The organism is Dokdonia ponticola (assembly GCF_042653865.1).
GTDB lineage: Bacteria > Bacteroidota > Bacteroidia > Flavobacteriales > Flavobacteriaceae > Dokdonia > Dokdonia ponticola.
In genome coordinates, this window is record NZ_JBHSFV010000004.1 from 246,965 (window position 1) to 265,817 (window position 18,853).

Annotated in this window: 11 protein-coding genes; 3 read left to right on the forward strand and 8 right to left on the reverse strand. The window is 38.5% G+C overall.

Going from position 1 to position 18,853, the window contains the following annotated elements; translation table 11 throughout:
• Positions 1 to 115 precede the first annotated feature (115 nt).
• The 8 genes from ACFO3O_RS09075 to ACFO3O_RS09110 form a co-directional block, all read right to left on the reverse strand.
• Positions 116 to 532, reverse strand: a complete 417-nt coding sequence (locus ACFO3O_RS09075) for a hypothetical protein (RefSeq protein WP_379978282.1) — start codon at positions 530 to 532, stop codon at positions 116 to 118.
• Entirely contained in the window at positions 532 to 4,716 is a 4,185-nt protein-coding gene (locus tag ACFO3O_RS09080; protein WP_379978283.1) for a DUF6443 domain-containing protein, read from the reverse strand. Before ACFO3O_RS09080 ends, ACFO3O_RS09075 begins: the two co-directional genes overlap by 1 nt.
• A gap of 13 nt (positions 4,717 to 4,729) precedes the next feature.
• The gene (locus ACFO3O_RS09085; RefSeq protein ID WP_379978284.1) at positions 4,730 to 8,503 is read right to left on the reverse strand and encodes an RHS repeat domain-containing protein; all 3,774 of its coding nucleotides are present in this window, start codon (positions 8,501 to 8,503) and stop codon (positions 4,730 to 4,732) included.
• Between the two features lie 422 nt (positions 8,504 to 8,925).
• On the reverse strand, positions 8,926 to 9,546 hold the full coding sequence (locus ACFO3O_RS09090; protein WP_379978285.1) for a porin family protein: 621 nt from the start codon (positions 9,544 to 9,546) through the stop codon (positions 8,926 to 8,928).
• A 35-nt stretch (positions 9,547 to 9,581) separates the two neighbouring features.
• Positions 9,582 to 11,927, reverse strand: coding sequence for a glycoside hydrolase family 65 protein (locus ACFO3O_RS09095; protein WP_379978286.1), 2,346 nt, complete (start codon positions 11,925 to 11,927; stop codon positions 9,582 to 9,584).
• 113 nt (positions 11,928 to 12,040) lie between these two features.
• Positions 12,041 to 12,694 (reverse strand): beta-phosphoglucomutase, encoded by a 654-nt coding sequence (gene pgmB, locus ACFO3O_RS09100; protein WP_379978287.1) that lies wholly within the window; start codon positions 12,692 to 12,694, stop codon positions 12,041 to 12,043.
• 247 nt (positions 12,695 to 12,941) lie between these two features.
• Complete coding sequence (locus ACFO3O_RS09105; protein ID WP_379978288.1) at positions 12,942 to 13,370, reverse strand: hypothetical protein; 429 nt, start codon at positions 13,368 to 13,370, stop codon at positions 12,942 to 12,944.
• 130 nt (positions 13,371 to 13,500) lie between these two features.
• Positions 13,501 to 14,541, reverse strand: a complete 1,041-nt coding sequence (locus ACFO3O_RS09110) for a LacI family DNA-binding transcriptional regulator (RefSeq protein ID WP_379978289.1) — start codon at positions 14,539 to 14,541, stop codon at positions 13,501 to 13,503.
• A 136-nt stretch (positions 14,542 to 14,677) separates the two neighbouring features.
• On the opposite strand from ACFO3O_RS09110, the gene ACFO3O_RS09115 reads away from it, so the two are divergent.
• From ACFO3O_RS09115 to ACFO3O_RS09125, 3 genes are all read left to right on the forward strand, one after another.
• On the forward strand, positions 14,678 to 16,228 hold the full coding sequence (locus ACFO3O_RS09115) for a glycoside hydrolase family 32 protein (protein WP_379978290.1): 1,551 nt from the start codon (positions 14,678 to 14,680) through the stop codon (positions 16,226 to 16,228).
• Between the two features lie 147 nt (positions 16,229 to 16,375).
• The gene (locus ACFO3O_RS09120) at positions 16,376 to 17,722 is read left to right on the forward strand and encodes a sugar porter family MFS transporter (RefSeq protein WP_379978291.1); all 1,347 of its coding nucleotides are present in this window, start codon (positions 16,376 to 16,378) and stop codon (positions 17,720 to 17,722) included.
• Positions 17,715 to 18,605, forward strand: a complete 891-nt coding sequence (locus ACFO3O_RS09125) for a carbohydrate kinase family protein (protein ID WP_379978292.1) — start codon at positions 17,715 to 17,717, stop codon at positions 18,603 to 18,605. Before ACFO3O_RS09120 ends, ACFO3O_RS09125 begins: the two co-directional genes overlap by 8 nt.
• Positions 18,606 to 18,853: the final 248 nt, after the last annotated feature.

Genomic DNA, 18,853 nt, shown 5'->3' on the forward strand with positions numbered 1-18,853 from the left:
GCGCTAGCGGGGGAATGAGTCTCTAAATTGAGACTCATTCTTCATTTATAATGCTGATAATCAAATATCAAAATATTCAATATCTCAAAAACACCAGTTTACTACCTCACCTATTTTAAACATCACTACCACTAGGATCATACCTTTTAAACTCAATAATGTGTAGACTTATCATTGTTCGATAGATAGTTATGTAGAGCTTAATTAAAGCTCTTATTTTTTTTGATTTAGAATCTCTTAAATGTGCAATTGTTTTTTTATACTCTTCTAAATAATCAATATAACTTAAATAATCATCTAAGAAAAAATCTTGATGGTCAAAACTTGAGATAAGTAAGATTTTAATTTCAGAAAGAATTAACTTTTGTTCACATACAGAATCAATATTAAAAGAATATAGATTCTGAAAATGTGAAAATTTATTAAAACTAATTTTTTCAAAAATTCTTTCTAATGATAAATAGGCTTCAGACTCTTTAGAAAAAAAGTATATATTTTCCTTATCATTTCCAATACAATACATATAATTCATTATTCATTCGGTTTTGTAAATATAACATTCACTTCATCAATTTCATTAGATAATATATTAACATTTGTAAAACCATTCTCCTTAGCCCATTTTCCAGTAATTGTATTAAATGCAGCTTGTTCTGGTGTCATACTTCCTCCCATCCAATCTACATTATCAATAAAAGATTTTAGATTATCAGACATATTACCATTACTATCATATGTCCATAACCCTTCTACTCCAGTAATATCATCTCCAAAAGTCTTTATCGCATCATCAAACATTTCTGTTCCAATACCTTGTCTTTTTAAGTTGCTCGGAACATTAAAGTCTAGTTGTAAAATACCCTTCTCAGATAATACAGCAGAACCTGTAGTAATATCTTTTGATCCACCTTTTACAGTATAGTTGAGTAAATTACCACTTTTCGTACCTGACCTAAAAAGCTTTAAGCTTGATGATGAACTTTTAGTCCCTGCTCTACTTTCTGGAAGTGCAGCAAGCATTACACTAGTGATAACTCTAAATTGAGCTGTTGGATCCCCATTTCTTGCTTGTTTAAAATCTTGATAGCCCATTAAGTTTACAACCATATCACCAAAATAATTACCTGTGATATTTTTTGTTGGCCGAGAACTTGTTCTACTTGAATAATCTCTAGGACTTCCAACAGGAACATCAGGAGACACCCCGCCATTTAATACCCTACTAAGACCTGCAGCAGCATCTTTAAACCATTGTACTAATCCCTCGCAACATCCTTGAGGGCTCATACCATCAGGATCGGTAAAATAAATAGGGTTATCAAACGCATAATTATACGGAGAATGTCTTCTCATTGCTTCTGCAAGTGGGTCAATATTCATCCATCTTCCTAGTGCAGGATCATAGTTACGCGCAGAAATATCATACCAATCCAGTCCAAGTTCTTGTCCGTATTCCTTTCCACCAAACATAAATCGTTCCGCAACATCATTTTTATTCGATGTAACTACGTCATTGTAACCAGAGTGTTCCAATCCAAAGGGATAGTAATGCTTTTCTGAGATGATTTCACTTGAGGGCTGGATAGTACCATCATCATTACTGTCAGCATAGGTAAGTCGTACATTTCCTAAGTGGTCTGTATAGTTAAACGCATATTGAAAGGCTGCACCACCTAGCGTCGTTGAGGGTTCTACATAACCTTCTGGATGCGAAAACAGCTGCAAACTCTCCACTGTCCCATTATCCTCATAGATATAGCCACCTGCATAGGAGGTGGTTTTAGTGATTCCTTGTGAGTTGTCTACGAGCACTTTTGCGAGTTTGATTCCTGTGGCATCATAAATATACGTAATTGTTCCGTTTTGACCTCCTACTTCATTTATAATGATAGTTGTAGGTAAATTTAAATGATTATATACAATACTTGTAATCTTTTTATTTTGATCTGCTGTCAGATTCCCATTCACATCATAGGTATAATCATCTCCAAATCCTACTCCCTCTTTAAATCCTTGGGGATTACTTGATAGATCATCTACGTTTTGTAGTTGATTGCCTACATAAGTGTACGTTAAGTCATCCATGAGTGAAATCGTAGTGGCTCCTGCTTGGTGATCTCTTTTGAGGGTCATTATGTTCCCGTTTTGATCATAGCTTACACCATAGAGTGAAAACGCATCTTTAGTATTAAAATCGATTCCTTTTCCGCTAGATGCCATAGTAATTCTGTTTAACGCATCATAGGTGTACGCATAACTTCTTTCTTGTGAATCTGTGTTGGCTGTACTCCAAACAGTCTGAGCAATATTTCCATTATACAGAGGCGTTGGAGTCATACCTTGTGTAGTATCAAAACCTTCTGTAGTGTCATAATAGAGTTTAAATGTGAATAAATCAACACTACCTCCAAAGCCAACAGGATTGATATCCGTAAGCCATCCTCTTACATTATAGGCATAATCTACTTTTTGAAGACTTGTCGCTGCAGTAGGAGCATATACGCCAAAATTCCGTATTGTTGCACCTTGATCTCGCATTGAGATGTCTCCTACTAAAGAAGGAAAGGATTGTGTCATCGTATGTGTCGCTACCACCGTCCCATTTTGAATAAAAGAAAGTACATTTCCTTGTCTTTGAATGGCAAAATGATCTTCTGCTCCAAAATTAATATACCCTGTAATATAGGTCGTTACGCCTCCTTCACGTATTCGTACGCGATACCTTCCAGGATTATTCCACGCAAATAAGAAACCATAATCAATTTCGTCAGAAGAAGCTGAATTACTAGAATCGTTAAACCCCACCATATAGCGTTTATTGGCAACCACATTTGTAAAAGATAGTATGCCATCACCATCTATTTTTTTTGTAGTAGATAATCCTGCATTATATAAATCTTTAGGACTTATTTTTGTAATCAGTGTCCCATCATTTGACACACTTACATCCACAATATCTTTGTAAGCATTATCAAATAGTTTTCCGCCTACTCGTTTGGACTCTAATTGCCCTAATTCGTCATAAGTATTACTGGCAATCAGTTGTAATGGTTCTGTATTTATTTGTTGTGCTTGAGTAAGTAATCTATCTTGATGATCATACGTATAATAATCTTTAGTAACCATTGTTTGATGTCCTGTTTTTTGGTGTGTGGTTTTGCTTTCCACCACTTTTCCTGTAAAATCTAATCGTGATTCAGAAGTGTCTTCGGTATCCAAATAGGTATTAACACTTACCCCGTAGATAGGTCGTGCCTTCTCATCATATCCTGTGACGGTCGTAATCCAATCGTCAGTACCTAATACGCGAACTTTAGCTACGGTAGGAAGTCCTTTCGTGTTACTCGTTAATGACTTTCCAAATACTATAGTAGGTAGGGTAATACCAGTATGATCTGCATAACTATCGTAATAATTTACCGTGTGTACTGTAATAGTACTTGTTGGAAATACACCATTTGAGTAATAGATCGTATCATTTCCTATACTTGTGGCGGCTGTTCGTGTTTCATTAAAACTACTTTGATTATTGATGGTTGTTTGTATAGAAGTACTAGAACCCCCTCCCGTTGCTTGATACATGCCTGTATATACCACACGGTTGAGTGCGTCGTATTTTGTAAACAGGTATTGGTTGTTTTCGCGTAAGCGGGCATCTTGTGTTAATACAGGACGGTCTAACACATCATAAAAAATATACTCCCATCCTTTGGCAGGAACTTTCTTTTCAATAAGACGATTACGATAATCGTATTTATATTGATATCCTAACTTATCAAGTATTTCTTGATAGTTACTAACGAGGAGATTATTACTATCAATTATTTGATTACTTGCTTCTGGTGACAGTACAAAAGTTAGATTTCCAAAATCATCATAGATATAATAGGTGTCGTGTGGAATCTCTTGATCATAAGTTCTTTTTAAAACGACTTGTCCTTTCTTATTTGTAAATTCTTCTATGGCATGATCACCACTCTCTACCATCACATACTCCTGAGGAGGATCAAAAGGCCCTGGAGGAGGCCCTACGGCTTCCATGCGTTGTTCAAAATTCTCGTCTTGTATAATGGTTTTTGATAATCTATTTTCTGAATGAACACCTATAAGTTGTAATGATGGTTGGGTTACATCTGTCCCATTAAAGATTACTTCAAAATGTAACACATCATCTCCTTCTTCACCTTGCGTACTTACTGTATTTGTATCGTATACAAAATGAACGGTATGGTCTGCGATGGTGTCTTTTTGAATTTTCCAACTGTTGCCAGGCGCTCCCTGTCGGAGTGGCCTACTAAGCGGGGAATTTTCAAAGAGCGTTTCACTATAAGGGTTCAAAGTATTTTCATACTTAGTGGTATTATAAAAAGTTTCAATACTACTTTTTAGGATTCCTTGATTTGTAAAATCAAGTGGATTTGTAATCTCGGTCGCTGTTGCATAAGGTAAATACTGTTTACTGATACGTCCTAAAGAATCATAGGTAACCATTTGTACGATATTTTGTTTATTTCCACCTGCCTTCACCGAGACCGATTGCTCCGCTCTTCCTAAGCCATCATAGTAGGTGATACTTTCAATTTTCTGTTGTTCATCAACGACTCCTGTTTGGGTAGCGACTTGATAAACTGTTGTCTTTACGTAATTTTCTGTTGTTGTTTGTCCAATAACAAATACTGGAAACATCAACAATACGAATATGATTATTTTTTTCATCTTACTGATTGTATTAGTTATTGATTTTATAATTGTATTCATTTCTAGTTAAGATATTACCTGTTGCATCTTTAACAGATTGAAGTCTATACAAGGTGTCGTATTCGTAGTACATCGTATAGCCACGAGGATCAGTCATAGAAGTGACTCCTATTAATGGATCGTAGGTATAGGAACTTATTTGGGTATGACTAAGTGCAGGATCGTTACGCATAACATCTAATGCTTGTCTTAGCGCTCCTTCATTACCTAGGTATCCAAATGTCCTATCATTGTCTGCCTGTGCAAGACTAACTAGAGAAGTGACATACGAAGACACTTCTGAGTAGGATGCATTTACAATTTTTGCAATGGGATACCTATTATCATATCCCCAGATATACGTGACTTCATTAACTCTATCCAAAACAGAGGGGGTTCCACCACCTGTAGAGACATCCAATTGATAAGATGCTTTGATAAGTCCACTGGTGTAATATTCAAAGAAAATACGCTCTTCATTGGGGTTTGAAGATGACAATCCTGTCGCTGGATCTATAAGATTATTGGTAATCTCAATGGAAGCAGGATAAAATCCATTACCGGCAACGATATAGTTGCTTTTTCTAGTATTCACTGCATTATCAACTGTAGTGGTCACGATGATAGGCATTTGAACTTGGTTACGTGCCTGCATTTGCAAATACACACTTTCTGTAAGCTCTGATGAGTAGATATACTCTTGTTCTATCTGTTCATCTGCATCAAAGGTTGTTGTTTTCTTTCTTACAAGGTGCCCGATACTGTTATCATATTCATAATCTACCGTGGTTTGTAATTGCTTATTATCTGATGGGGTGTCAAAAAATTGTGTTGACACTTGTTGTATCATCCCACCTACAGCTCCCTGAGCAAAAGAGGTTCTCATCTCAAAAGAAGGGATGTAAGAGGTAATATGTTGATTCCAATCTTCTAAAGGCGGAGCTGGATATGTATAAGCACATTCAGCATTAACATTGCCTGTTTCACTAATCCCTCCTGTATTATCTATTTCAACACCTGTATCACCTGAACTATACTGTCCGAAATTCTTCTGTTGAAAATCATAAGTAAAACCATTTACATAAGATTTTGTCACTAAGATATTCGCTTGCTTTTCTGGCTTATTAATCACATAGATTCCAAAACTCCCAAAATACGTGTATGCAGATGCATTATCAGCTAATTCACTTGAGATTTGTTGTAAAGTGTTTCCAGAAGTGTCATAGACTTTGGTATTTACTTCTTGTCCAACGGCTAGTGAAGGTCTATAGGAACTTACATTAGGAGCCACTCCTGAAGAATAGAGTCCAGTATGTTGATCAATATAAAAATCATGTTGTATATAGCCTTCATTATCTTCTTGAGTTGTTCCTTTTTTAAAAATCTCATAAACACGGGAGTAAGCAACATGGGGCTGACTACCTCCACTAGATACTCCTGTTACAAAAATAGAAGTAGCATCTACAAGCATACAATCTTCTCCAATACTTAACCCATTGGTTATAGTATAAAATTGAGGTTTGAAGATGATATTTCCGGAAGATTTACCTGAGGAAGTTTTTTCTACTCTGTAGAGATACTCTTTCTCTGTTGCCAGTTCTGAGGTATCAGTATAATCTTTAATCGTTTTAATACGGATCCCTGCTCTTTGTACATCTGCTAGTTCTTGTTCGTCATCTAGAATAGTTTCAACTCGGCTTACTCGTGCTAATTGTGTAATATTATCATTAGGATTGACTAACAGCATTTGATAGCAGCCAGGTGTCAAATAAACGTTCATCTCTTTGTTACTATCAAGCTGCGTTATATGAAGATCATTATTAAAAACAAGAGCTACATTATCAATTAATAAGTTACCAGTGCCTAAGTCAATAATTTCATCAATATCGAGTATGGGTTGTGGTCCACAACTCGTAGCGTTTGAGGCTTTAAAAATAGTAGCGATCATGCCTAATCCTGTGGGCACATTTCCTCCATTATTATTGGTCTCTACATATTTTACCGTGTAATTTCCTGCTTCTTGAATATCAAAACTTGTGTTGCTGGAATTAGGTTTTCCTGTAGCTCCATATTCATCAGCACACCACCCTATTGAATTTCCACCACTGCAATCACAAAAGGCTCCAGGATCAGTACAGGATACATTCTCATCAAGATTCCCTACAAGCGTTTGAATTCCATATATTTGATTCTGAGTATTCTCATTAATATCTGCGATTTCTGCAGGAGTAGTATGAGGCTCGTACTCAAAATCAGTATATCCTCCTGTGGGATAGTAAATTCTAGAAAGTGTTCCCTTGATCGCATCACTAAAACTAACAGAACGATCAGCCCCGTTAAACGTATGTTGGCCTACCGTTACTTCTGGAAATAATACAGTATTTGATCCTTGCCCATTATAATACCCCATATAGTCTTGACCTTTACTAACTACAGAAGGTACTTGATCAGGAGAAAAATACTCAAAACGGTATTTTTGATAGAGATCGCCTGTGTTTGATGTAATATCAATACCATTGAGTTTTAATCGGATATCTGAAGCTTGTTGTCCATTTGGTGATTGACTGTCATTAATGCCAAAATAAGACGTAAGAAAATTATACGTTTTATAATCCTGTGTAGCACCGTCCTTGATGGTAATCGCATCAATGGCATCAGATGCACCTATATCATAACGATTTTGATACGTAATGGACACAATCTCTTTTCCATTATGGAGAATCGTATCTAATCGCTGTTGTTCTATTCTGATATAAGGAACAGATGTTGTTACATACGGAGGGGCAGGAACCGTATTAGGTGTATTATCATTTATGGTATAGGTATACGAAGAGAATCCAGAAACACTAAAATTCTGTGTCCAAAAAGGCAGCTTAGTATAATTAAACGTGTATGTATCTCTTCTGTTAGCAGATTCTATTTTGGTCAAAACCCAAGAAGAATTATATATTTTAGTAACCGCAAAATTTTGATTCATATCGTCTCCATCATAATCTGTTACTTCTGCTTTATCAAAATAATACTTTGTACCATCTGCACCCGTTATTGTCCATTTAGTGATACTACGCATTCCATTTGCTGCGGCAGGACTTGTTGTAAAATCAACTATAATATTAGGATTGTTGAGTGCGTAGGCTTGCCGTGTGGCAACATCAAAAGCGATATAATCATTAATGCCAATCGCGTTTAAGCTAAAGAAATCTGGTTGTGTTTCGTCTTCATTGATACTAATACGATTCATAAAGTCAAAATACTGCACTACAGAATCACGAGAAGCAAACCAAGTACTTTCATCACGATATGCTAGCATTTTATCTCGCACACTATCATTCCAAAAACTTTTGTAGGGAGTGATTCCTGATTGAATATAATCATCTGGATTCCCATTAGTGATACGAGAAATACGTCCTCCAATGGCTAGATTCCAACCTAATCCAGCACTCGTTGCGAGTTGCTCTACTTTAATACCTGAAGCATCATAGCTTAGACTTACAGGAAGATTAAGTTCTCTTCCCTGATGCGTGTAGATAGGAATTCCAATTTCAGGAGACCCCGCATACATATTAACCGGTGTGTTTCCGTATTGTGTAAAGGCTTCTGCCTCTGGAGAATTAGGTATGGGTACAGATCGTACTAATTCTGATTCATAATCAAATGATTCTTGTTGCCCATTTGATACTTGAGCATAGGATGTGACAGAGGTCAAAATTAACAGCTGTATACACATAATACCTACGCGCTTAAAAAAAATTGTTTTTCTTCTCATAATAGAATTTAGTTATTAGCGCACATCAGTACATACCTAGATATATCCATACCATGGACACATCAAGTACTAACAGATGTACCTGTTTTTTTCAATAAATAAATGGGAGTGTTTTGCTAGCTATTTTCTTCCAACACATACACTTGATCAGGTGTACAGGGCAAAAATAGCGCAATAGCATAGAGATACCTCATAAATAGCCCAAAGACGACTGAAGCTACTGATTCTTAATAAATATGAAGATGAAAAAGAATAGTATAACGCATAAAAAAAGCCCTCTACAAAGGGCTTTTTTTATGCGTATACGTAGTAAATAAAATCTAATTGTTAATTTTCAAATGATCTAATTACCAGAGATTATTTTACATAATTATATGCTCTAATTAGTACCAGCCAAAGACGATTACTAGCGATTACACTTACTATCGTCGCTTCTTCTTTTTTGTAAAATAATACCCAACACTTACTTGAAATACCTGATTGGTAAGATCATCAGTCCCTCCAAGGGGTAATGCACCATCTGGGGTTGTAATTAAAGTCGAAAGTCCTTGATAGAAAGTAAGCTCCATAAAAAAAGGATCGATATCATATCCTATACCCACACTAACTCCATAATCAAAGGAACTGTCTAAATTTCCCGCATCTACATCACCTTTATCAATACTGAGTAGATACCCGATTTGAGGCCCTGCAAGAAAGTAGGGCTGAGAAAAAAACTTGAATTGTAGAGGAACATTAAGATAGGTAAGCTTATAGTCTAAAGCAAAAGAACCAAAAGTAGTCCCTACCTGACTATCCTCGCGATCTCCTTGTTGCGAAAATGCAACCTTAGGACGAAATGCTATTTTTTCTGAAAGTTCCCATTCATAAAGAGCACCTAAGTGTATCCCTAGAGGAGGGTTGACTGTTATATTTGACAAAACCCCATCACTCAATCCAGTGAGACTGGCACCTCCATAAGCTCCAAAACGATTTTGTGATTGTAACTGGCAACTAAGAGTAAATAGTACTGCAAAAATTGTAATCCTAAAAAATATTTTCATATTTATATATCTATATTCTATAATAGTTTAAAAAGTTACACCATCACCATCACACCTTCCCGCAGCACAACCGTTTCCCCACTCACCAAAATCGTCAAATCATTCCCTTGATCTATGCTAAAATGCGTCCCCTCTTGGGTTACTTCAACCGTGATAATTTGCCCTCGGTAGTTGATGTTAAACGAATAGCTTTGCCACGCATCAGGAATTTGAGGTTCAAAGGATAATTTCCCATCACGCATTCGCATACCTCCAAAACCTTCCACCACACTCATCCACGTACCTGCCATACTGGTAATGTGCAAGCCTTCTTCGACCTCTTTGTTATAATCGTCTAGATCCAAACGAGACGTACGTAAATAAAAGGTATATGCCTGTTCCATACGCCCTAACTTTGCGGCTTGGATGGCATGTACACAAGGTGACAACGAACTCTCATGCACCGTGAACGGTTCATAAAAATCAAAATGCTTCTCAAGCTGTGTATTGGTAAAATGCTCTTCAAAAAAGTAAAACCCTTGCAAGGTATCTGCCTGCTTGATGTAGGGCGAACGTAAAATACGATCCCACGACCATTTTTGGTTAATCGGGCGCTCAGACATCGGTAAATCGGCGACAGAGATGAGTTCTTTGTCCAAGAAGCCGTCTTGCTGTAAAAACACCTCGTGCTTCTCTGAATACGGGTAATAGACCTTGCTCGCTACGTCTTTCCATTCGGCGATTTCGGCATCGGTAAGTCCGGTTTTCTTTATGATTCGTTTGTAGTCTTTGCTATGTTCTTTTTTGACGTCGTGCGCTTTCGCGAAAGCGTACTCCAAACACCACGCCGCTAGATAATTGGTAAACCAATTGTTATTGACATTATTCTCATATTCGTTAGGCCCCGTTACGCCTAGCATCACATACTTTTCTTTGTCTGAAGACCACGTAAAACGTTGCTTCCAAAAACGCGCCACACCTATAATTACTTCCAATCCCATTTCTGGAATGTAGGAGGTATCGCCCGTAAAACGCTCATAATTATGAATCGCATAGACCATCGAGCCATTGCGGTGAATTTCCTCAAAGGTAATCTCCCACTCGTTATGGCACTCCTCCCCATTCATGGTCACCATAGGATACAACGCAGCACCGTTTGTAAAGCCTAATTTGGCGGCATTTTCGATCGCTTTATCCAAGTGTTTGTAACGGTATGTCAATAAATTACGCGCCACACTTTGATCTTTGGTCGCCATGTAAAACGGAATACAATACGCCTCGGTATCCCAATACGTAGATCCGCCATATTTCTCTCCCGTAAATCCTTTAGGACCAATATTAAGACGCGCATCTTTACCAGAATACGTCTGATTCAACTGAAAAATATTAAACCGAATCCCTTGCTGTGCTTTGACATCGCCTTCTATGGTGATATCTGCCATCGCCCACACCGCTGCCCAATCTTCTTTTTGCAGTGCGAGTAAGGCTTCAAAACCTAACCTTTCGGCTTTTTCAAGGACGGTATTGGCCGCTTCGAGCAAATCTTCTTTATCGTGATTCAAATCACTTACATAGCCGCCTAATTTATGAATCTCTAAGGTCTCCCCTGCTTTTACATCGGTTTCGTAACGATGACCGATATAGGTAATGGTTTCTTGTTTGTTGCCCACGTTCCCTTGATAGGAAGATGCAGAAGTCCGCTTTCGCGAAAGCTGAATACGTCTCCCCTCCACATACAATTCAGTACTCATCATTGTGCAGACGTGAAACTGGGTCTTCATGGTATGCGCCAAAATAAACGCACGATGGTCTTGATCTGAGACCGAAAGGGTATTCCAAAACTGATCGTCCCAATTGGAGTCTTCATTGGTAATCGCACTATCTAAATACGGCTCATAGCTGATGGTGGCGTCTTCTTCTAGGGGTTTTACTTCATATTTAATCGCTCCGATCTCATCCATCGCCAAACTCAGAAAACGCGTCGATTTTACCGCGACTTTACTCCCATTTATAAGGGTAGCTTCAAAACTACGGTAGAGAACGCCCTCTTTCATATTGAGTACTCTTCTAAAATTCCGAACCTCTTTACAGGTATGTAAATTGAGAGATTGGCCGTTGACTTTGACTTTGATTCCAATCCAACTAGGGGCATTGAGTACTTTAGCAAAGTATTCTGGATAGCCATTTTTCCACCAACCCACACGGGTTTTGTCTGGATAATAGACCCCGCCTATATAACTTCCTTGAAAAGTGGCACCGCTATACTTTTCTTCAAAATTGGCACGTTGCCCCATGGTACCGTTCCCAATACTCATCAAACTCTCTGAGGATTTTACCTGCTCAGGGTTCCAGTTTTCTTCTATAATCGACCAAGGGTCTGGGATAATATATTCTAAGTGCATATTGTATATTTTGAATCAAGAATCAGGATCGTTCGCTTCGCTCACTTCTAGAGACAAGACTTTTAAATGCTTGTACTATGCTTTGATTCTTGAAAGTCGTTAGACATTGGTATTTATTTTTGGATCAGTGTATCTAAAAAGTCATTAGACATCTCTGTAAAATCTGAAAACACATGGTCTGCCTCGTGCAATACGGCGGCATCTCCAATCCCAATACTTGTCATTCCTGCGGTATTGGCGGCTTGAATCCCTGCAATAGAATCTTCAAAAACGATACAATGTTTCGCAGCTGCGCCTAAAGCCTGTGCGCCCTTGACAAATACTTCTGGATCGGGTTTTGCTGTCGTGACATCATTCCCATCGACGATGGCATGAAATTTATCAAGCAATGCGACCCGCTCCAAAATAGGGCGTGCATTTTTACTCGCACTTCCAAGAGCAATACCTTGCTGTTTTTCTATCAAATACGCCAATACCCGAGGGACATCTGGTAAGATCTCACTTTGATCCATTTTTTGGATGTAACTCAAATATTCAACATTCTTCTGCACCAACCAAGCATCTTTTTCTTCTTGGGTAGCTTTATAGTTGGCCATCTCCAACAAAATCTCTAGAGATCGCACCCGACTCACGCCTTTAAATTGCTCGTTCTGTGCTGTGGTAAAATCAAAGTCAATACCCTTAGCAAGATTTCGCCAAGCGAGATAATGAAACTTTGCGGTGTCTACAATCACCCCGTCTAAATCAAATATAAATGCTTTCTTCATATTGGTTTGTATCTGGACACAAAGCTACTTATTATTTCTATTTTCTCTTTCAAAATCATCATAATAAAACCTATTAAAGACTTTATAAAAACAGCGATTACGTGACCATTTATCCCATAACATGCATAATTTGATGAATACATAATCATATCTTCTATGATTGTACCTTGTTAATTATATTCTTTGAACAAAAAAACGAGTAGATATATCCACTCGTTTTTTTAAATTATGTATTCGGTAATTCTTACTATCCTGCAATTTCAGCAAGTTCATCTGCAGAAGTAGTACGCTTACAATCTCCTGGACAAGAAGTACAGTATCCATTTTCAGGCACACATTGTGTAGCCGATCCTGAACATGCTTCTGTCGAACAAGAAACGCCTCTAGATTGTAACTTTCCATCTTTATCTTTTCCTAGTAAAGTAGTGGTTACAAAATCTCCACTCCAAGCTCTCAAATAGATCTTACCATCTATTTCTAAAACTTTAGATTCTTCATATTGAATGAGTACTCCTGTTTCTTCAGTTACAGTTGTCTCTAGTTCAGATAAAATAGCTGTTCTTGTTGCAGTTTCAAGCGTCAAATCTGCTTGTATGGTTGCATCTTCAGAATCTGCTGTACTACATGAAGTAATAACAACTGCTAATAGGATAAATAACAATTTTACATTTTTCATAATAAAAAATTTAAATGATTAATAAAATACTGATTTTCAGCATCCTAAAACTACTTCTAGATTTTATTAAAAAAGGAAATTTTTATAAACGCTTACCCTTCTAGTTGTATTCTTGTACACATTCAAACTTCTATTTTATCTTCTTAGTACTCTCACGCTCAATCAAACTCGTATCTATATACGCCGTGGTATATTCTTCTACCTCCTCTTCTGGACGTTCTAATTTATTAATTAGCAACTCGGCTGCTTTACGGCCCATTAATTCTCCATGCTGACTCACGGTAGTTAAGCTAGGAATAAAATGCTGGGACAACTCTCCATCACTAAAACTTACAATAGACACATCATTAGGGATGTTCTTTCCTATGGCTGTGAGATGTTTTGCAGCCGTAACTGCAAACAATTCATTGACCGTAAAAACCCCATCTATATCTTTGTCTTTAAGGAAGTTTTTGATTTTTGCTGAGCAATCATCACCGCAATGATCAATGGTATCTAGTTTAAGGATAAAATCTTTTTCTACTTTAACACCATACGATTCTAAAGCTTCTATATATCCTTTGGTCCGTAGCTTTCCTATGGTCACATAATCTTTTGTCGTGATAATCGCAATTTTACGACAACCTGTTTTAAGGAGATGCATGACACCCATTTTGGCCCCTTCCCGATCATCTATCATTACTTTATCACATGGGATTTCATCTACAATCCGATCAAACATGACCACTGGCATTCCCTGATCGATGGCCTCCGTCAAGTGTCTAAAATCATCTTTATGCAAGGTTTCTTTGGCAAGAGACACAATAAAACCATCGGTACTCCCATTGGCTAGAAGCTCCATATTAAGGACTTCCTTATCAAAATCATTATTAGAAAGGGTAATAATCACATTGTAATTATGCTCGCGTGCCATTTGCTCAATCCCACGAATCACTGTGGTGAAAAAATGATGCACAATTTGAGGAATAATAATCCCAATGGTCCGAGTCTTCCTGTTTTTGAGGCTTAACGCGATGTTATTGGGCTTATAGTTGTAAAGCTTGGCAAACGCCTTGATTTTTTGGCGTGTGTCTTCACTTATTTCGGCGCTATCTCGCAATGCTTTGGATACAGTCGATATCGACACGTCCAATTCTTTTGCGATGAGTTTAAGGGTCAGTTTTCGTTTCATAAGCTATGTCATGTAAAAATAAGAGTATCTCTACGGGTTTACAATTTAGGCAAATCCTTTTTGCTACGAAAACGATGTAATCTTAATAAGTAATTTTGTTAGTATATTTAACCCTAGGCTAAACAAATAAAAATCCATGCGAATCCTCTCAATTTTCCTTCTATTTATAGTTTTTTTTAGTTGTAAAAAAGAAAAATCATCCGTTGTAGAAAGTGAAATTGTAGTAGAAAATAACGGGACACGCTTTCGCGAAAGCTACCGCCCACAATACCACTTTACCCCTCCAGAAAAATGGATGAATGATCCTAACGGACTGCTATTTTACAACGACACCTACCATTTATTTTATCAATACTACCCAGATGATATTGTCTGGGGACCGATGCATTGGGGACATGCGACCAGCAAAGATTTAGTCGCTTGGAAGCATCAACCGGTGGCGTTATACCCCGATAAATTAGGCTATATCTTTTCTGGAAGTGCGGTTATGGATCTAGAAAATACCTCAGGACTCGGCACCAAAGAAAATCCGCCGATGGTGGCTATTTTTACCTACCACCTCATGGAAGGCGAAACCGCAGGACGTAACGATTTCCAAACACAAGGAATTGCCTACAGCCTCGATGAAGGACAAACCTGGACGAAGTATAAAGACAATCCTGTGATTGCAAATCCAACTGGCATTCGTGATTTTAGAGATCCCAAAGTGATGTGGCATGCGCCTTCTCAACAATGGATTCTCACCCTTGTTGCAGGAGATCATGCAAAGTTTTATAGCTCTAAAAATTTAACCTCATGGGAATACCTTAGTGATTTTGGCAAAGATATCGGCGCTCACGGTGGCGTTTGGGAATGTCCCGATTTGTTTGAGTTAACGGTCGAAGGTTCTGACGAAAAAAGATGGGTATTACTCATCAGTATCAATCCTGGGGCGCCCAACGGAGGATCGGGGACACAATATTTTGTGGGTGATTTTGATGGCACTACCTTTACCACCGCACAAAAAGATATCAAATGGATCGATTATGGTACCGATAATTATGCCGGCGTGACCTATAACGGCTTACCCGATTCCGAAAGAACATTTATCGGATGGATGAGCAACTGGAACTATGCACGCGATACCCCAACGGAGAATTGGCGCAGTGCGATGACGCTTTCGCGAAAGCTTACCCTTCATAAAAACAATGACTATTACCTGAAGAATTATCCCGTCGCTGCCATCAATGACTATAGCTATGGGAGCAATACCTACAAAAAAATCACTAACAACTACTCCCTCACCAGTGCGAATTTTAATGAAATGCGCATTGATTTTGAAATCGAAGGGGCATTACACGATTTTGAACTGAAGTTTTCAAACATCCCAAATGACCAACTATCACTGGGATATGACATGGAAAAAGATGTTTTTTATGTAGACCGTAGAAGATCTGGAAAAGTAAACTTTGAGCCTCGATTTGCCAAAAAAGTACATGAAGCACCTGCCATTACTGACGGGAACGATAAAACCACCTTTAGTATTTTTATGGATGCTTCGTCTATCGAATTTTTTGTGGATCAAGGAGCGACAGCCATCACCGATCAAATCTTTCCCAATGAACCGTATACCGTAATGACGTTTACGAGTAAAAAGCATGAACTGAAAAATGTGAAGGTTTCAAAAGTGAAACGGATATGGGAGTAATAAATATTATACGATATTAACCTTTAAAAGATTTCCGCCTAGAAAATAATATTAAAAACGTGTTTGAAAATAACAATATCATACTAACCTAAAACTAGATACCCACCCCTGTCTGCCGACAGGCAGGTTCGTGGGTATGAAAAGCATATGAAAGAAACTACAAAATGGAGTATTACGGTTGCCCTTGCAGGGTTTCTGTTTGGGTTTGACACCGTTGTCATTAGTGGAGCGAATCAACCTATCAAAGATATCTGGGAACTTTCTCCCCTATTTCACGGCACCTTTATCATGAGTATGGCACTTTGGGGAACTGTGGCGGGTTCTTTATTTGGCGGAATTCCCACCAAAATCATTGGACGTAAAAAAACCTTGTTTTGGATAGGTGTGCTGTTTTTTGTGTCTGCACTAGGAAGTGCCATCGCCCCCGATCCGTACTCATTTTCCTTCTTTCGTTTTATAGGGGGTGTGGGTGTCGGTATTTCATCCGTAGCAGCGCCTATTTATATTTCTGAAATCTCTACAGGGGCCAATCGTGGGAAACTCGGCGGTCTCTATCAATTCTGTCTCGTCTTTGGGATTTTGATCGCCTTTGTCTCTAATTACTTTCTGAAAGGATTTGACGGCGCCAATGACTGGCGATGGATGCTAGGCGTAGAGGCTATTCCTGCATTGATATACACCCTGATGGTACTGAAAGTTCCCAATAGCCCAAGATGGTTGGTCTTACAGAAAAAAGATGATCAGGGAGCACTAGACGTACTCAACAAAATATACACACCAGAAGAAGCCACAGCACAATTAACAGAAATAAAAGCCGATCTGAAACAACCTAAAAGTAGTGACAAACTCTTCCAGAAAAAATACAATCGCGTACTTTGGTTAGGGTTTCTAATTGCCTTTTTCAATCAGCTTTCAGGAATCAATTTTGTATTGTACTATGCCCCCGAAATATTAGAACAAGCTGGATTAGGAGGTTCTGAGTCTTTATTTAACTCGATTGCGATTGGGATTGTGAATTTAGTCTTTACCATTATAGGCGTTCGATTATTGGATAAATTAGGGCGTAGACAACTCATTATCATTGGCTCTGTTGGCTATATTGTTAGTCTCATTATGGTGGGTATTTGTTTCCAACAAGACCTAGGACCGACTGCTATCTTATTCTTTATTTGCTTGTTTATTGCCTCTCATGCCATTGGGCAAGGCGCGGTGATTTGGGTCTTTATCTCAGAAATATTCCCGAATCGTGTGCGCGCCTATGGACAGTCCTGGGGAACGAGTACCCACTGGGTATTTGCCGCTGTGATTACTCTCATTACACCTTTCTTCCTAGATAAAGATCAAGGGGTTTTAAAAGATGCGGTTTGGTATATTTATTATTTCTTTGCAGGAATGATGGTCCTACAATTGATTTGGGCCTACACCAAAATGCCAGAAACCAAAGGAGTTTCACTAGAAGAATTAGAAAAAGAACTCATACCAGAAGATGCCTAAAATACCACATATTGTATGTTACGGAGAGATCCTTTGGGATCTCTTACCCACCGGAGAACAACTAGGCGGCGCACCGCTGAATGTAGCATTGCGGTTGCATTCGTTTGGTGCACAAACAAGTATTATCAGTGCGATTGGGAAAGATGCGTACGGACGATCTACTATGCAGGCTTTAAATGACAAAGCCTTTCCTACGACCTACATCCAAAAAACAAAATTCCCTACCGGAAAAGTAGATGTAACGCTTGACGACACTGGAAGTGCTCGCTACACCATCAAAGAAAATGCGGCTTGGGATCATATAAAAGCGACTCCTGAAGCGATAGAGGAAGTCAAAAAAGCCGATGCCTTTGTTTTTGGAAGCCTCGCTTTGCGCGAAACCTATAATCAAGAGCAATTTGAGCTGTTGGTCGCTGAGGCGAAATATACCGTATTTGACCTCAACCTAAGAGATCCGCATTACGATATTGATATTGTTGGCGCCCTCATGGAAATTGCCGATTGTATCAAACTCAATGACGAAGAATTAGAACTCATCGTCATCTTACTAGGTGTGGAGAAAGAAAGTTTGGAAGAGGAGTTAAAAGCGGTTGCGAAAGCAACCAATACCGATACCATCTGTGTGACCCTAGGTCCTGAAGGAGCGATGCTATTTCACAAAGGAAAAATTTACACCCAAGTAGGGTTCCCTACCAAAGTCGTAGATACCGTAGGCGCTGGAGATTCGTTCCTAGCCGCCCTCATCTTCGGATTACTAACCGATCAAACCCCCGAGGACACCCTCGAAGTCGCTGTCGCCATCGGAAGCCTCGTCGCCGGAAAAGCAGGCGCCAATGCGGTGGTAACCAATGATGAGATTGATGATTTGTTGGATAGCTATTAGCTTGTAGCGCTTAGCTGTTAGATAAATCAAATGTCTCCCTGAGTACTTCGATAAACTCAGCATGACACCTGTCGAAGGGCTTAAAATAACACACCCCTTAATCCCCTCTTATTAGAGTGGAAACTGTTATAAGATACAAGTGCGAGTCTTCCCTCCTAGAAAGGAGGGCTAGGGAGGTGTAAAAAATAGCTGTAGTCCTTAGCTCTTGGTTTATGGTCAGTAGACGGTAATTTCGATACCATTTTCGC

What these genes read in the sequence shown, in the direction of transcription:
- ACFO3O_RS09075 (WP_379978282.1), bottom strand. Translation starts at nt 532, where the DNA reads ATGAATTATATGTATTGTATTGGAAATGATAAGGAAAATATATACTTT.
- ACFO3O_RS09080 (WP_379978283.1), bottom strand. Translation starts at nt 4,716, where the DNA reads ATGAAAAAAATAATCATATTCGTATTGTTGATGTTTCCAGTATTTGTT.
- ACFO3O_RS09085 (WP_379978284.1), bottom strand. Translation starts at nt 8,503, where the DNA reads ATGAGAAGAAAAACAATTTTTTTTAAGCGCGTAGGTATTATGTGTATA.
- ACFO3O_RS09090 (WP_379978285.1), bottom strand. Translation starts at nt 9,546, where the DNA reads ATGAAAATATTTTTTAGGATTACAATTTTTGCAGTACTATTTACTCTT.
- ACFO3O_RS09095 (WP_379978286.1), bottom strand. Translation starts at nt 11,927, where the DNA reads ATGCACTTAGAATATATTATCCCAGACCCTTGGTCGATTATAGAAGAA.
- pgmB (WP_379978287.1), bottom strand. Translation starts at nt 12,694, where the DNA reads ATGAAGAAAGCATTTATATTTGATTTAGACGGGGTGATTGTAGACACC.
- ACFO3O_RS09105 (WP_379978288.1), bottom strand. Translation starts at nt 13,370, where the DNA reads ATGAAAAATGTAAAATTGTTATTTATCCTATTAGCAGTTGTTATTACT.
- ACFO3O_RS09110 (WP_379978289.1), bottom strand. Translation starts at nt 14,541, where the DNA reads ATGAAACGAAAACTGACCCTTAAACTCATCGCAAAAGAATTGGACGTG.
- ACFO3O_RS09115 (WP_379978290.1), top strand. Translation starts at nt 14,678, where the DNA reads ATGCGAATCCTCTCAATTTTCCTTCTATTTATAGTTTTTTTTAGTTGT.
- ACFO3O_RS09120 (WP_379978291.1), top strand. Translation starts at nt 16,376, where the DNA reads ATGAAAGAAACTACAAAATGGAGTATTACGGTTGCCCTTGCAGGGTTT.
- ACFO3O_RS09125 (WP_379978292.1), top strand. Translation starts at nt 17,715, where the DNA reads ATGCCTAAAATACCACATATTGTATGTTACGGAGAGATCCTTTGGGAT.